We start from the raw sequence: 15,593 nt of genomic DNA on the forward strand, positions 1-15,593 counted from the left end.
GGGGATCAATAGCCCTTGGCCGTTCCCGCGCTGGCGCGGCTGTCGATCGCGCCGTAATAGCGCCGGCCGGTACCGGCCTCGACCTCCTTCAGGTCCTTGCCGCCGACCAGGATGCCGGCCGCCTCGCCCCAGATCGTCCAGCCGGGATCAGTGCCGACCGTGTAGCCCATGCCGGCGAGTAGCTTCAGCGTGTCGGGCGACAGGGCGTTCGGCTCGATCGTCACCTTGTCCGGCAGCCATTGGTGATGGACGCGCGGCGCGTCGATCGCCTCCTGGATGTCCATGCCGTGATCGACGACGTTCAGGATGGCTTCGAGCGTGATGGTGATGATGCGCGAGCCGCCGGGGCTGCCGATCACCATGAAGGGCTTGCCGTCCTTCGAGACGATGGTCGGGCTCATCGAGGAGAGCGGCGATTTTCGCGGCGCGATGGCATTGGCCTCGCCCTGGACGAGGCCGTAGAGATTGGGCACGCCGGGCTTCACCGTGAAGTCGTCCATCTCGTTGTTGAGAAGGATGCCGGTGCCCGCCGCCACCTTGCCCGTGCCGAAGGAGCCGTTCAGCGTATAGGTGACGGCGACGGCGTTGCCGTCCTTGTCGATGATCGAATAATGCGTCGTCTCCTTCGCCTCGGCGAAGCCGCTCGGCTTCAGCTTGTCGCTGACCCCGGCGCGATAGGGATCGATGCGGGCGCGGATCTCGGCCGCATAGGCCTTGCTCGTCAGCTTCCCGACCGGGTTCTCCACGAAGTCCGGATCGCCGAGCGCCGTGTTGCGGTCGACGAAGGCGTGGCGCATCGCCTCCACCATCAGCCGCGTCGTCTCGGCCGAGCCATAGCCGAGATAGGCGATCGGATAGGCTTCGAGGACGTTCAGGATCTCGCAGATCACCAGCCCGCCCGAGGAGGGCGGCGGCGAGGAGGCGATCTCGTAGCCGCGATAGGTGCAGGTGACGGGCTTCAGCTCGCGCACCTTGTACTGTTCGAAATCGGCCCTGGCGAGAATGCCGCCGCCGCTCTGGCTGGACTTGACGATGAGATCGGCGATCTCGCCCTTGTAGAAGGCGTCGGGTCCGCGCTCCGAAATCGCGGTGAGGGATCTGGCGAGATCGCTCTGGACGAGGGTCGCGCCGAGCGCCAGCGGCTGGCCGTCCTTCAGGAAGATCTTCGCCGCCGCCTCGTCCTTCGCCAGCATCTCGTTGCCCTCGGCGAAGGCGCGGATGTCGCCGGCCTCCAGGGCGAAGCCCTCCGAGGCGAGCCGGATCGCCGGCGCCAGGAGCTCGGCGCGCGGCTTCGTGCCGTATTTCTCGCGCGCCGTCTCGAAGCCGGCGACCGAGCCCGGCACGCCGATGGCGAGATAGGTGTCGGTGCTGGCGCCCCGGATCGGCTCGCCGTCCTTGTCGAGATACATGGTTTTCGTGGCGGCCAGCGGCGCGCGCTCGCGGAAGTCGAGAAAGGTGGTCGTGCCGTCCTTCAGGCGGATCGTCATGAAGCCGCCGCCGCCGATATTGCCGGCGGTCGGATAGGCGACGGCGAGCGCGTAGCCGACCGCGACGGCGGCATCGACGGCATTGCCGCCGCTCTTCAGCACCTCGACGCCGATATCGGTCGCCAGATGCTGGGCCGTCACCACCATGCCGTTGTCGCCCTCCGCCGGCGCGGGCGAGGCGGCGAAGGCGGGCGCCGAGAGCGCCGTGGCGAAGGCGAAAACCAGCGCCGGGCGGGCGGCGCGCGCCCCGAAGGGCCCCCGCCGGGATCGGCCGGTTCCCGTCCCGGCGGAGGGCCGGGCTTCGATGCTCCGTTCCATGGAGGCCTCCTCTTCGCGGACCCCGTGTCCGCCTTCCCCGTCGCTCAGCTGTAGCTCGACACCGGCGTTCCGGCGAGCGCGGCGATGTTGAGGAGGCCGCGCACCGTGACGCCGGCCGTGACGATATGGGCGCGATTGCCCATGCCCATCAGGATCGGCCCGACCTCCAGTCCCTCGGCGACCGAGCGCAGGATGTTGCGCGTCGCCCCGGCGGCGTCGGCATTGGTATAGACGAGGACATTGGCCGGCCCGTCGAAGCGGGCGTCGGGGAAGAGGCGCTCGCGCAGCACCGGGTCGAGCGCCGCGTCCGTGTGCATCTCGCCCTCGTAGGCGAAGCCGACGGCGCGCGCGTCGAGAATCGCCAGCGCCTCGCGGGCGAGGCGGCCCGAGCGCGTGTCGGCATTGCCGAATTGCGAGGAGGAGCAGAGCGCGATCTTCGGCTCCAGGCCGAAGCGGCGCACGTGCCGGGCCGCCGCGATCATCGTCTCGGCGATCTGCTCGGCATCGGGCTCGGCATGGACATGCGTGTCGCAGATGAAGAGCGGGCCGCGATCGAGCAGCATCAGCGACAGGGCGCCCACCGGCCGCTGCACGTCGGTGGAGAGCACCTGCCGGATGTCCTTCAGATGCGAGAAATATTCGCCGATCGTGCCGCAGATCATCGAATCCGCCTCGCCGCGCTGCACCATCACCGCCGCGATGACGCAATTGTTGGTGCGCAGCATGGTCTTGGCGAGTTCGGGCGTCACGCCGGCGCGGCGCATCACCCGGTGATAGCTCGTCCAGTAGTCGCGGAAGCGGTTGTCGCTCTCGGGATTGACCAGCTCGAACTGCCGGCCGGGCCGCAGGTCCAGCCCTTCGCGCTCGATGCGGGCCTCGACCACGTCGGGCCGGCCGACGAGGATCGGCGGCGTCATGCCCTCCTCCACCATGGCCTGCGCGGCGCGCAGCACGCGCGGCTCCTCGCCCTCGGCGAAGACGATGCGGCGGTTGCCGCGCCGCGCCGCCTCGAAGGCCGGGCGCATGATGAGGGCGGAGCGATAGACCTGCCCCTGCAGCCTCTCGCGATAGGCGTCGAGATCGAGATCGCGCGTCGCGACGCCCGAATCCATCGCCGCCTTGGCGACGGCCGGCGCGATGGTGGAGAGAAGGCGCGGATCGAAGGGCTTCGGGATGAGATAGTCCGGCCCGAAGGCGAGCCGCTCGCCCTGATAGGCGGCGCCGACCTCGGCCGAGATCGTGGCGCGCGCCAGAGCCGCCAGCGCCTCGACGCAGGCGATCTTCATCGCCTCGTTGATCTCGGTCGCCCCGACATCCAGCGCCCCCCGGAAGATGAAGGGATAGCAGAGCACGTTGTTGACCTGGTTCGGATAGTCCGAGCGGCCCGTGGCGACGAGAGCGCCCGGCGAGATCTCCTTCACCACTTCCGGCATGATCTCGGGGATCGGATTGGCGAGCGCGAAGACGATCGGCTGCGGCGCCATGCGCGCCACCATTTCGGGCGTCAAAAGGCCCGGCCCCGACACGCCGAGAAAGAGATCCGCCCCTTCCATCGCCTCCAGCGTGGTGCGCTTCTCGGTCGCGATCGCGAATTCGCGCTTTTCCGGCGTCAGGTCGTTGCGCCGGTCGTGCACGACGCCCTTGGAATCCAGCATCGTAATGTTCTCGGGGCGGACGCCCATCGCCAGAAGCATCTTCAGGCAGGCGATGCCGGCGGCCCCGGCGCCGAGCGCCACGACGCGGATCTCCTCGAAGCGCTTGCCGACGACATGCAGCGCGTTGGTGGCCGCCGCCGCCGCGACGATCGCCGTGCCGTGCTGGTCGTCGTGGAAGACCGGGATCTTCATCCGCTCGCGGCACAGACGCTCGACCAGGAAGCAGTCCGGCGCCTTGATGTCCTCCAGATTCACCGCGCCGAAGGTCGGCTCCAGCCGGCAGACGAGATCGGCGAGCTTTTCGGGATCGGGCTCGTTCACCTCGATGTCGAAACAGTCGATGCCGGCGAATTTCTTGAAGAGGACGGCCTTGCCCTCCATCACCGGCTTCGAGGCCTCCGCCCCGATATTGCCGAGGCCGAGCACGGCCGTGCCGTTGGAGATCACCGCGACGAGATTGCCCTTGGCGGTGTAGCGGCGGGCGTCGGCCGGATTCTTCTCGATCTCGAGGCAGGCTTCGGCGACGCCCGGCGAATAGGCGAGCGACAGGTCGCGGCCGGTCGCCATGGGCTTGGTCGGCCGGATCTCCAACTTACCCGGGCGCGGCCGCTCGTGATAGTCCAGCGCCGCCTGCCGGTCCGCCGTCCGCTTCGCCTCGTCACGCGACATGCCTGCTCCTCCCATCTCCCTGGAAGGGTTCTAGCGCCAATCGGGGCCGCTCGTCATCGCCTCTGTGGCGCGCGGCTGTCCATAAGTTCGCGGGCGCTCGAGGCATCGCGCCGCCGTTCCGACGCGCCGCGCGACGCCCGCCGGTCGCCGAGCGCGGAGCCTCCCGCCGCCGCATCCGCCGAATGGTCACGGATCGTCAAAACCTTGCGCGTTTTACCGTGCAAACCGTCACGATCGTGATTGACAGCCCCAGGACATGAGCTAGGCTCGCTCAAATCCCGCCAGCGGCCTCCGCCGGCTTGTCGACCATGGGTCCGGTCTCGCATGAAGGACGATCGCCTCGGCGGCATCCGCCAGTTCCTGTACCGCAACGGCTTCTCGTCGGTGCAGGACATCGCGGTCGCGCTCGGCGCCTCGCCGGCGACCATCCGGCGCGATCTCCAGCGGCTCGAGGCCGACGGCATCGTCGCCCGCAATCACGGCGGCGCGGCCATCGCCGCCGCGCCAGGCGTCGAGGAGGCCTTCGAGCAGCGCGAGCGGGAGAATCTCGCCGAGAAGCGCGCCATCGCCGAAGCCGCCTTCGAGAGGATCCGGCCGGGCAGCGCCCTGTTCCTCGATGCCGGCACGACGGTGCTCCAGCTCGCCCGGCGCATCCGCCTGGAGCCGATGCCGCTCGCGATCTTCACCAACGGCCTCGCCATCGCCGAGGCGCTGATGGGCGCGCGCGACCTGAAGGTCACGCTGATCGGCGGGCGCGTGCGCCCGGAAAACGCCTCGACCGTCGGCCCGGCGGCGATGGAGGCCGTCGCCCGCCTCGGTCTCGACCAGCTCTTCCTCGGCACCGGCGCGGTGGCCGAGGACGGCTGCCTGTATGGGCTCGACGAGGACGAGGCGCATCTCAACGCCTTGATGATCGCCCGCGCGAGCGAGACCGTGCTCCTCGCCGACGCCTCGAAATTCGGCCGCCGCCTCGTCCATCGCGTGGCGCCGCTCGGCCCCGCGATCCGTGTCGTCACCGACGAGGGCCTTCCCGCCCCCTGGCGGCACCGCCTCGCCGAACTCGCCTGCCCGGTGGCGATCGCCGCCGGTTCCGCCCCGTCCCCCATCCGTTCCGAAGAAAGGCAGTCCGCATGAAACGCAGGTCCCTCCTCGCAGCCCTGTCGGCGCTGCCGCTCTTCCTCGCCGCCCCGGCTCTCGCCGAGGACGCCGCCAAGCCGCTGGCCGGGCAGGCGGTTTCCGTGCTGCTGCCGCCCTGGGGCACGTTGCCGAAGGCGATGACCGACCGCTTCACCGCCGAGACCGGCATCGCGCTCGACATGCAGAGCCTCGGCTGGGACGACATCCGCACCAAGATCGTCACCTCGATGGTGGCGGGCACCGCCCCGGCCGACGCGACCGAGGTGGACTGGTCCTGGGTCGGCCAGTTCGGCTCGGCCGGCTGGTACGATCTCCTCGACGGCAAGGTCGATCCGGCGCTTCTCGCCGATCTGCCCACCGCGCGGATCTTCCAGTTCGACGGCAAGCTCCTCGCCGTGCCCTACAACAACGATTTCCGCATCCTGATCCTCAACAAGGACCATCTGAAGCGCGCCGGCATCGCCGAGGCGCCGAAGACGCCGCAGGCGCTTCTGGACGCGGCGAAGACGATCAAGGCGGCCGGCGTCGCCGACTATCCGATCGGCCTGCCGCTCTCGGCGACCGAGGGCAGCGCGACGGCCTGGTATCTCCTGACCAAGGCCTTCGGCGGCGATCTCTTCGACGCCGATTTCAAGCCGCTCTTCACCAGCCCGGATTCGGCCGGCTACAAGGCCATGCAGTTCGAGATCGACGCGCTGAAGGCCGGGCTGATCGACCCGGCCGCGACCGGCCTCAAGGATGTCGAGATCCAGGAACTGTTCAAGAGCGGGCGCATCAGCTTCGACGTCGCCGGCTGGGCGGGCAATCTCGCCGTCTATTCCGACAAGTCGAAGTCGCAGGTCGCCGATCAGGTCGGCGCGGCGCTGATGCCGAATGTCGGGGACAAGTCCCGCACCTTCGGCCTGCCGGGCGCGGTCGGCATTCCCGTCTCCGCCAAGGCGCCGGATGCCGGCCTCGCCTTCGTCGCCTGGCTGCTGAAGCCGGAGAACCAGGCGGAGGGCTATGCGAGCCTCGGCAACCTGCCGACGCGCACCAGCGTCCTCGAAAAGCTCAACGCGGACGGCAAGCTCGCCAGCGGCGACGTTCTCCTCCAGCAGGCCGCGCTCGTCGAGCCGCTCTTCGCGCAAGGCACGCCCGGCTGGTATCCGGAATTTTCCGGCGCCGCCGCCAACGCGCTCAACCAGGCCGCCAAGGGCCAGATCGACGTGGCGGAGGCGGTGAAGCAGATCGCCGCCGCCGCCGAAGCCGCCCAGCAGTAAGAGAAGCCCGATGACGGCGATCGCGACGGAACATGCGGGGCATCCGAAGCCTCGGGGACGGCGGAACGAGGCCTGGCTCGGCCTCGCCTTCGTCCTGCCCATCGTCGCGATCATGGGCGGGCTGGTCTTCCTGCCCGTCGTCTCGACGCTGATCGACAGCCTGTACCGCATCGATCCGATGCGGGCGGGCACGCCGTTCGTCGGGCTTCGGAACTACACCTCGTCCTTCTCGGACGCGAATGTGCAGCAGGCCTGGCTGAACACGCTGGTCTACGTGATCGTCGCGGTCGCCGTGCAGGCGGTCGGCGGTCTCGGCGCGGCGCTGCTCCTCAACCGCATCAAGCGCGGGCGGCGCTGGCTGCTCGCCGCGCTCGTCCTGCCCTGGTGCCTGCCGCCGGTGGTGAACGCGCTCGTCTGGCTCTGGATCTACAATCCGAGCTATGGCCTCCTCAACGGCGCCTTCCAGGCGCTCGGGCTGATCGACGGGCCGCGGGTCTGGTTCAACGACCGCACCACGGCGCTCGTCCTCATCGCCCTCGTCCATATCTGGCGCATGCTGCCACTGACGGCGATCATCCTCCTCGCCGCGCTCCAGAGCATTCCGAAGGAACTCTACGAGGCCGCGAAGCTCGACGGCGCCGGCCCGGTCAAATGCTTCCGCCTCGTGACGCTGCCGCTGATCTCCGGCGGCCTCGCCATCGCCCTGTCGCAGTCGACCGTCTTCGCCTTCAATCTCTTCGACGAGGCCTGGATCCTCGCCGGCACCAGCCTCGACACGCGCACCGTCATCATCCAGGTCTACATGTCGGCCTTCCAGAACCTCAAATTCTCCTACGGCATGGCGCTGTCGGTGCTGGCGATGATCGCCTCGCTCCTCGTCTCGCTCGTCTATGTGCTGCGCGTCTATCGCGAGACCCGCTACGAATGAGCGCCTCCCCCGCCCTTCGCCGCGCCGCCGGGCGCCTCGGCACGGCGCTCGCCGTCGCCCTTCTCCTCTTCTGGTCGCTCGGGCCGATCTACTGGGCGCTCGTCACCAGCCTGACGCCGCCGGCCGATCTCCTGTCGCGGCAGCTGACGCTCTGGCCCGACCATCCGACGCTCGAACATTTCGGCAAGCTCCTCGGCGCCACCAGCACCTCGCAGGGCAACACGATCCAGTCGGTCTGGCCGCAATTCTCCGCCGCCTTCGTCAACTCGCTCGTCACCTCCCTCGCCGCGACCGTGGTGACGGTCGCGCTCGCCGCCTTCGGCGGCTACGCCTTCGTGCGGCTCAGATTTCCCGGGCGCGGCCTCCTCTTCGTCCTCACCGTCGCGACGCTCGCCATCCCCGCCTATACGGTGATGATCCCGCTCTATCGCCTGATGATCGCGATGGGCCTCATCGACACCTATCTCGGCGTGACGCTGATCTACGTCTCGGCCTTCCTGCCGCTGGCGCTGTGGCTGATGCGCAGCGTCTACCAGTCGCTGCCGATCTCGCTGGAGGAGGCGGCCTGGCTCGACGGGGCGGGCCGCACCTATACGCTGGTGAAGATCGTCATGCCGCTGGCCGCGCCCGGTCTCATCGCGGCGGCGATCCTGACCTTCCTCAGCGCCTGGGGCCAGTTCATGGTGCCGCTCGTCTTCTCGCCGACGCTCGCCACCAAGCCGCTGACCGTGCTCATCCCGGAATTCGTGACGCGCAACTACGTCGATTACGGCCTGATGAACGCCGCCGGCGTGCTGGCCATCCTGCCGCCGGTCCTCGTCGTGCTCCTCCTCAACCGCTTCCTCGTCAGCGGGCTGATGGCGGGCGCCGGCAAGTAGCGCCCCATCCGCCGCCTTTCCAACGGATTTCCCGCATGGCCGCCATCGACATCGCCGAGCTGCGCAAGAGCTACGGCCGCGACGAAGTGATCCACGGCGTCGACCTCAAGGTCGCCGACGGCGAATTCGTGTCGCTGATCGGCGCGTCGGGCTGCGGCAAGTCCACGCTGCTGCGCATGATCGCCGGGCTGGAGGACGTCACCTCCGGCACGATCCGGCTCGGCGGCCGCGTCATCAACGACGTCGAGCCGAAGGACCGCGACGTCGCCATGGTCTTCCAGAACTACGCGCTCTACCCGCATCTGACGGTGGCCGAGAACATGGGCTTCTCGCTGAAGCTGCGGAACGTCGCCAAGCCGGAGATCCGCCGGGCGGTGGAGGAGACGGCCGAGGTCTTGGGCCTTGCCCCCTATCTCGACCGGCTGCCGCGCGCACTGTCCGGCGGCCAGCGCCAGCGCGTCGCCATGGGCCGCGCCATCGTGCGCCGGCCGCAGGCCTTCCTGTTCGACGAGCCGCTCTCCAATCTCGACGCCAAGCTGCGGGTCCAGATGCGCGTCGAGATCAAGGCGCTCCAGAAGCGGCTCGGCACGACCTCGATCTACGTGACGCATGACCAGCTCGAAGCGATGACCATGTCGGACCGCATCGTCATCCTGAACGGCGGCCGGGTGGAACAGGCCGGCGCGCCGCTGGAACTCTACGACCGCCCGGCCAATCTCTTCGTCGCGACCTTCATCGGCACGCCCGTCATGAACCTCGTCCACGGCACCGCCGTCGCGGAGGGGAATGGCCTCCGCCTGGAAACGAACTCTGGCCGCATTCCGCTGCCCGCCGGCCTCGCCGTCGCGGAAGGTCAGGCGCTCGTCTACGGCATCCGCGCCGAGCATCTCGACCTCACCGGCGAGGCGGGCCCGGACACCCTGCCCTTCGAGCTCGAACTCGTCGAGCCGACGGGCTCGGAGACGCATCTCTACGGCCGCCTTTGCGGCACGGCCGGCACGGTGATCCAGCGCGACCGCGCGCCGCTCGCCCCCGGGCGCCTCACCGTGCGGCCGCAGGCCGACCACATCCATCTCTTCGACGCCCGGACGGGGCGCCGGCTCGGCGCCTGAGCGGCGCGCGACAGACGCGAGGACAGACATGACGACCACGATCCTGGGTCTCGATCCGGCGCAGATCGAGCGGCAGAAGGCGGTGGCGACGGCGCGCGAGATCGCCCAGCAGCCGCGCCTCTGGCGCGAGACGGCGGCGGGCATCGCCGCGCGGCGGGCGGAGATCGCAGCCTTTCTCGATCCCCTGCTCGCCCGCCCCGAGCTGCGCGTCGTCCTGACCGGGGCCGGCACCTCGGCCTTCGCCGGCGAGATCCTCGCCCCCGATCTCTCGGCGGCGCTCGGCCGGCGCGTCGAGGCGATCGCCACGACGGATATCGTCGCCCGTCCCGCCGATGCCTTCGCCGGCGGGCGTCCCGTTCTCCTCGTTTCCTTCGCGCGCTCCGGCAACAGCCCGGAAAGCGTCGCGGCGACGGAGCTCGCCGACCAGTGCCTCGGCGAGGTCCATCACCTGATCGTCACCTGCAACGGCGAGGGCGAGCTGTTCCGCCGCCACCAGGGCGCGGCGGGTTCGCTCGTGCTCCTGATGCCGGACGGCTCGAACGACGAGGGCTTCGCGATGACGTCGAGCGTCACCTCGATGATGCTCGCCGCCGCCCTGGCGCTGACCGGCGCGACGGCCCCTTCCGACCTCGCCGAGCCGCTGGCGCTCGCCGCCGAAAGCGTCCTCGGCACGCGCGCGCCGGAGATCGGCGCCCTCGCCGCGCGACGCTTCGAGCGGATCGTCTATCTCGGCTCCGGCGCCTTCAAGGGCCTCGCCCGCGAGGCGGCGCTGAAGGTGATGGAGCTCACCGCCGGCGAGGCGCTGGCCTATGCCGACACGCCGCTCGGCTTCCGCCACGGGCCGAAGGCGCTGCTGAACGAGCGCTGCGTCGCCTTCGTCTTCGTCGCGAACGATCCCCATGCCAGGGCCTATGACCGCGACATCCTCGCCGAGCTCGCCGGCCAGCTCGGCGGCGGCCAGGTCGTCGCCATCGGCGCGGAGGCGGCCGGGAGCGGCACCGGCGCCTGGACCCTGCCGGCGCTCGCCGGCCTGCCGGACTGGCAGGCGGCGCTGCCGCTTCTCGTCCACGCCCAGCTCTTCGCCCTCCAGGCCTCGCTGGCGCTCGGCAAGAGCGTCGACAATCCCTTCCCATCGGGCGAGGTGAACCGCGTCGTCCAGGGCGTCACCATCCATCCCTATGCCGGCTGAGGCGCCGGGCGCCGCCTTTCTCGGCGTCGACGGCGGCGGCACGAAGACGGCCTTCTGCCTCATCGACGGCGCCGGCACGGTGCTCGCCGAAGCCGAGACCGGCACCTCCGCCTTCCTGTCGGTCGGCTTCGCCGAGGTGGAGCGGGTGCTGGCGGCGGGCATCGCCGAGATCTGCGGCAAGGCGGGCTTCTCGCGCGACGAGATCGCGCGGGCCTTCTTCGGCCTGCCCGCCTATGGCGAGGTGCCGGACGCGATCCTCCGGCTCGACGCCCTCGCGGCGCGTGCCCTCGGCCACGGCCGCCTGTCCTGCGACAACGACATGGTGGCCGGCTGGGCCGGCTCGCTCGGCCTTGCCGACGGCATCAACGTCATCGGCGGCACCGGCTCGATGACCTATGGCGAGCGGCGCGGCCGGGGCCTGCGCTGCGGCGGCTGGGGCGAGATCGTCGGCGACGAGGGCTCGGGCTTCTGGATCGGCCGGGAAGCGCTGCGCCTCTTCTCGCGCATGAGCGACGGTCGCCTTTCGCGGACGCCCCTCTACGACCGGCTGCGTTCGCATCTCGGCCTTCGCGCCGATCTCGAACTGGTCGACATCGTGCACAATCGCTGGCAGGGCGGGCGGACGGCGATCGCGGCGCTGGCGCGGCTCGTGGGGCAAGCGGCGGCCGAGGGCGACGAAACGGCGGAAGGGCTCTTCCGCGATGCCGCCTCGGAACTGGCGCTGCTGGTCGCGACGACGCGCGCCGGCCTCGGCTTCGCGGCGGACGAGCGTGTCCCGGTCTCCTGGTCAGGCGGCCTCTTTTCCGCCGGCTCGCCGCTGCCCGCGCTGTTCGCGGCACGGCTGGAGGCCGATCCGAGACCCTACCGCCTCGTCGCCCCCCTCCATTCCCCGGCCTTCGGCGCGGCCCTCAATGCGCGGCGGGCGTTCGAGAAGGAGACGAATCCGTTCGACGGTTGAAGGTCTTCCGCTCCGCCGACAGCGAGGCCTCTCAATGCCTGCCACTTCCTTATCCGCGTCGTCATCCCGGGCTTGACCCGGGATCCATGCCTCTGCCTCTCCGTTCGAAGACGTCGGAAATCTGTCCCTCCTGTCGCCCGCCATGCCCTGCCATAGCCGATTTGGCATGGATCCCGGGTCAAGCCCGGGATGACGAGGCGGAGGGCGAGAGGCCACCCGCGACGGCGCGGCGAGACTGTCGCATCACGACGAGGATGCGAGCGGCGCGCCGGCATGGGTGATGGCGGGTCGGCGCCATTGCGGCGGGCCGGTGCGGTGGATCGAGGTGCCCTCCGTATCGACCGCGACGGTCACCGGCATGTCCTCGACCACGAATTCGTGGATCGCCTCCATGCCGAGATCCTCGAAGGCGAGGACGCGGGCCGCCTTCACCGCCTTGGCGACGAGATAGGCGGCGCCGCCGACGGCGATGAGATAGGCCGCGCCATGGCGGCGGATCGAGTCGATCGCCGCCGGCCCCCGCTCCGCCTTGCCGATCATCACGAGAAGGCCCGTGGCATCGAGGACGAGATCGGTGAAGCCGTCCATCCGCGTCGAGGTCGTCGGGCCGGCGGGGCCGACCACCTCGTCGCGCACGGCATCGACCGGCCCGACATAGTAGATCGCCCGGTTGCGGAGATCGACCGGCAGCGGCTCGCCGCGCCGGATCATCTCGGCCAGCCGCTTGTGCGCGGCGTCGCGCCCGGTCAGCATCCGCCCCGAAAGAAGCAGCGCCTCGCCGGCGCGCCAGGTCGCGACCTCCTCCTGCGTCAGGCGATCGAGATCGACCCGGCGGGCCTTGGTCTCCGCCTCTGCCCTGTCGAGCTCCGGCCAGAGCGACAGGTCGGGCGGCACCAGCCTCGCCGGCCCCGAGCCGTCGAGCGTGAAGGTGAGATGGCGGTCGGCGGCGCATTGCGGAATGAGCCCGACCGGCTTCGAGGCGGCATGGCAGGGATGGGAGCGGAGCTTGACGTCGACCACCGTCGTCAGCCCGCCGAGCCCTTGCGCCCCGATGCCGAGGGCATTCACCCGCTCGTAGATCTCGAGCCGCAGTTCCTCCAGCGGCGAGGCGGGCCCGCGCCGGAGAAGCTCGGCCATGTCGATCGGCTCCAGCAGCGCTTCCTTGGCCATCAGCATCGCCTTCTCGGCCGTGCCGCCGACGCCGATGCCGAGAAGGCCCGGCGGGCACCAGCCGGCGCCCAGCGTCTCCACCGTTTCCACCACCCAGTCGGCGACGGAGGCGGCGGGGGCGAGATTGGCGAATTTCGCCTTGTTCTCCGAACCGCCGCCCTTGGCCGCGACGGTGATCGTCAGCGCGTCGCCGGCGGTGACGTCGAAATGCACGACGGCCGGCGTGTTGTCGCCGGTATTCTTGCGCCCGAAGAGCGGGTCCCTGACGATCGAGGCGCGCAAGGGGTTGTCGGGATCGGTATAGGCCTTCGCGACGCCCTCGTTGATGAGCTCGGCGAGCGGGCGCGTCGTCTCGATCCGCGCCCCGAGGCCAAGCTTGACGAAGACGTTCACGGTTCCCGTATCCTGGCAGATCGGCCGGCGGCCGAAGGCGGCCATGCGCGAATTGATCAGGATCTGGCGGATGGCGTCGCGCGCCGCCGGGCTCGCCTCGCGCTCATAGGCCTCCGCGAGGCTCTTCACGAAGCTCGGCGGATGATAGACGGCGATATATTGCAGGGCATCGGCGACGGAGGCGACGAGATCGGCCTCGCGGATCGGCGGGCGGGCGCTCATGCCGCGCCTCCCCCGGCACGGCGAAGCAGCGTCTCGGCCCGAAGCCGCACCGGCGCGTCCACCATCTCGCCGTCGAGCGCCACCGCGCCGCCCGCCCGCCCGGCGGCGAGGACGCGGGTCGCCCAGGCGATCTCCTCGGCGCCCGGCCCGAAGCCGGCGCGGGCCGGCGCGATCTGCGCCGGATGGATGAGGAGCTTGCCGGCGAAGCCGAGGCCGGCGGCATAGGCGGCGTCGCCCCGAATCGCGGCCTCGTCGCGCACCGCCGCCGTCACGCCGTCCACCGGCCCGGCGCGGCCGGCGAGCCGGCTCGCCAGCACGAGTTCCAGCCGGGCGAGAAGCAGCGCCTCGCGCTCGTGGCGGCAGCCGAGATCGGCGGCGAAGTCGAAGGAGCCGAAGGCGAGGCGGCCGGCGGCGCCGGCGAGCGCCCGGGCATTGGCGATCCCCTTGGCGCTTTCGACGAGGGCGACGACGGGCCTGCCCGTCGCGCGCCGCGCCGCCTCGACCTCGTCCGCGCCCTCGGCCTTCGGCAGGACGAGCGCGGCGAAGGGCAGTTCGGCGGCGAGCGCCAGATCGGCGGCATGGCCGGCGGCCCCGACCGGATTGACCCGCAGGAGCACCGGGCAAGGCGCCGACGCGACCATCGCCCCGGCATCGGCGAGGCCGGCGCGCGCGCCATCCTTGGCGCCGGGCGCGACGGCGTCCTCCAGGTCGACGATCACGGCCTCCGCCCCGGCCGCGAAGGCCTTGGCGAAGCGCTCCGGCCGGTCGGCCGGCACGAACAGGAACAGCGCGGCATTGTCGATGGCGGACGGCATGGGCTTCCTCCTCCCCTCCTCTCTCTGCGTCCGTCGGGCGCCTGGCGGAAATAGCGTTTCGCGTGGTCCCTCATAGCTTCGCCCTATCGCGGCCCGGCCCATAGCGGAGCGCTATGGACAAGGAAGGACATCGCTATTGGCCGCTCCCGCCCTCCGCTCGCTAAGGTCCGGAAACGTTTCGTCTTCATCGGGAGCGCCGGCCTTGAACACCGATCTCCAGGATCTCGTCGTCGTCTCCGTCGAGCAGGCGGTGGCGGCGCCCTATCTGTCGAGCCGGCTCGCCGATGCCGGCGCCCGCGTCATCAAGGTCGAGCGGCCGGACGGCGATTTCGCCCGGGGCTACGACAGGCTGGTGATGGGCGAGAGCGCCTATTTCGTCTGGCTGAACCGGGGCAAGGAATCGATCTGCCTCGACCTGAAGGAGGCGGACGACCAGGCGGTGCTCCGCCGGATGATCGACGGGGCGGATGTCTTCGTCCAGAATCTGGCGCCCGGCGTCATCGACCGGCTCGGCTTTGCGCCCGAGGCGCTGCGCCGGCGCAACCCGCGCCTCATCACCTGCTCGATCTCCGGCTACGGCGTCGAGGGTCCCTATCGCGACCTGAAGGCCTACGATCTCCTCGTCCAGGCGGAAAGCGGCCTGTCGACCATCACCGGCAACGAGCACGGCATGGCGCGGGTCGGCGTCTCGGTCTGCGACATCGCCGCCGGCATGACCGCCTTCCAGGCGGTGCTCCAAGCGCTGATCGGCCGGGGCCGGACCGGCGAGGGCCGGCATATCGACGTGTCGCTCTACCACGCGCTCGCCGACTGGATGAACGTGCCGTATCTGCAATATGTCTATGGCGGCAAGGAGCCGGCGCGCAGCGGCCTCAACCATCCGACCATCGCGCCCTACGGCGCCTATGCCTGCCGCGACGGGGCGGCGGTGCTCTTCTCGATCCAGAACGAGCGCGAATGGGTCAATCTCTGCCGCGACGTGCTCCTGGCCCCCGAGGTCGCGACCGATCCCCTGTTCAAGGACAACAGCCACCGCGTCGCCAACCGCGCGCATCTCGACGCCATCGTCACCGGCGCTTTCGCCAAGGCCGACCGCGCGGAGATGATCGAGCGCCTGGAGCGCGCCCGCATCGCCTATGGCCGCGTCAGCTCGATGCGGGATCTGGCGAGCCATCCGCAGAACCGCTTCGTCACGGTCGAGACGCCGGCCGGACCGGTGCGCCATCTGGCGCCCGGCGCCCGCTTCGACGGGCGCGACGCCGAATTCCGCAAGGTTCCGGCGCTCGGCGAGCACAGCGAGGCGCTGCGGCGCGAATTCGGCGCCGGCGGCGCGATGGACGGCGCGGCCCGACGCCGCGCCTGACGGCAACCCGCGCGCGGGCTATCTTCCTCGAGGGGAGGAT

Annotated in this window: 12 protein-coding genes; 8 read left to right on the forward strand and 4 right to left on the reverse strand. The window is 70.4% G+C overall.

The genetic code is table 11. The features are described 5' to 3' along the window. Positions 1–5 precede the first annotated feature (5 nt). Positions 6–1,805 (reverse strand): gamma-glutamyltransferase, encoded by a 1,800-nt coding sequence (gene ggt / locus IEY14_RS23645; RefSeq protein WP_188912965.1) that lies wholly within the window; start codon positions 1,803–1,805, stop codon positions 6–8. Between the two features lie 44 nt (positions 1,806–1,849). Next, a complete protein-coding gene (locus tag IEY14_RS23650; protein WP_188912966.1) occupies positions 1,850–4,129 on the reverse strand; it encodes an NADP-dependent malic enzyme in 2,280 nt (759 codons plus the stop codon). A gap of 324 nt (positions 4,130–4,453) precedes the next feature. Between IEY14_RS23650 and IEY14_RS23655 the strand changes: the two genes are divergently transcribed. The 7 genes from IEY14_RS23655 to IEY14_RS23685 are packed head-to-tail and all read left to right on the forward strand — an operon-like array spanning position 4,454 to position 11,590. Next, on the forward strand, positions 4,454–5,263 hold the full coding sequence (locus tag IEY14_RS23655; RefSeq protein ID WP_188912968.1) for a DeoR/GlpR family DNA-binding transcription regulator: 810 nt from the start codon (positions 4,454–4,456) through the stop codon (positions 5,261–5,263). Further along, a complete protein-coding gene (locus IEY14_RS23660; protein ID WP_188912970.1) occupies positions 5,260–6,525 on the forward strand; it encodes an extracellular solute-binding protein in 1,266 nt (421 codons plus the stop codon). The genes IEY14_RS23655 and IEY14_RS23660 overlap by 4 nt, the downstream gene beginning before the upstream one ends. A gap of 10 nt (positions 6,526–6,535) precedes the next feature. Continuing rightward, positions 6,536–7,453, forward strand: a complete 918-nt coding sequence (locus IEY14_RS23665) for a carbohydrate ABC transporter permease (RefSeq protein WP_188912971.1) — start codon at positions 6,536–6,538, stop codon at positions 7,451–7,453. Beyond that, on the forward strand, positions 7,450–8,331 hold the full coding sequence (locus IEY14_RS23670) for a carbohydrate ABC transporter permease (RefSeq protein ID WP_188912972.1): 882 nt from the start codon (positions 7,450–7,452) through the stop codon (positions 8,329–8,331). The genes IEY14_RS23665 and IEY14_RS23670 overlap by 4 nt, the downstream gene beginning before the upstream one ends. Positions 8,332–8,366: 35 nt before the next feature. Continuing rightward, positions 8,367–9,443, forward strand: coding sequence for an ABC transporter ATP-binding protein (locus tag IEY14_RS23675; protein ID WP_188912973.1), 1,077 nt, complete (start codon positions 8,367–8,369; stop codon positions 9,441–9,443). A gap of 28 nt (positions 9,444–9,471) precedes the next feature. After that, on the forward strand, positions 9,472–10,632 hold the full coding sequence (locus IEY14_RS23680; protein ID WP_188912974.1) for an SIS domain-containing protein: 1,161 nt from the start codon (positions 9,472–9,474) through the stop codon (positions 10,630–10,632). Continuing rightward, a complete protein-coding gene (locus tag IEY14_RS23685; protein WP_188912975.1) occupies positions 10,622–11,590 on the forward strand; it encodes an N-acetylglucosamine kinase in 969 nt (322 codons plus the stop codon). Before IEY14_RS23680 ends, IEY14_RS23685 begins: the two co-directional genes overlap by 11 nt. Positions 11,591–11,833: 243 nt before the next feature. Here IEY14_RS23685 and IEY14_RS23690 read toward each other — a convergent pair whose 3' ends face one another. Then, on the reverse strand, positions 11,834–13,375 hold the full coding sequence (locus IEY14_RS23690; RefSeq protein ID WP_188912976.1) for a fumarate hydratase: 1,542 nt from the start codon (positions 13,373–13,375) through the stop codon (positions 11,834–11,836). Beyond that, positions 13,372–14,190: an HpcH/HpaI aldolase/citrate lyase family protein gene (locus IEY14_RS23695; protein ID WP_188912977.1), complete on the reverse strand. Its 819-nt coding sequence runs from the start codon at positions 14,188–14,190 to the stop codon at positions 13,372–13,374. Before IEY14_RS23695 ends, IEY14_RS23690 begins: the two co-directional genes overlap by 4 nt. Positions 14,191–14,392: 202 nt before the next feature. Here IEY14_RS23695 and IEY14_RS23700 point away from each other — a divergent pair, with 202 nt between their 5' ends. Beyond that, the gene (locus tag IEY14_RS23700) at positions 14,393–15,553 is read left to right on the forward strand and encodes a CaiB/BaiF CoA transferase family protein (protein ID WP_188912978.1); all 1,161 of its coding nucleotides are present in this window, start codon (positions 14,393–14,395) and stop codon (positions 15,551–15,553) included. Positions 15,554–15,593: the final 40 nt, after the last annotated feature.

This window comes from Aureimonas endophytica, from assembly GCF_014642635.1.
Classification (GTDB): domain Bacteria; phylum Pseudomonadota; class Alphaproteobacteria; order Rhizobiales; family Rhizobiaceae; genus Plantimonas; species Plantimonas endophytica.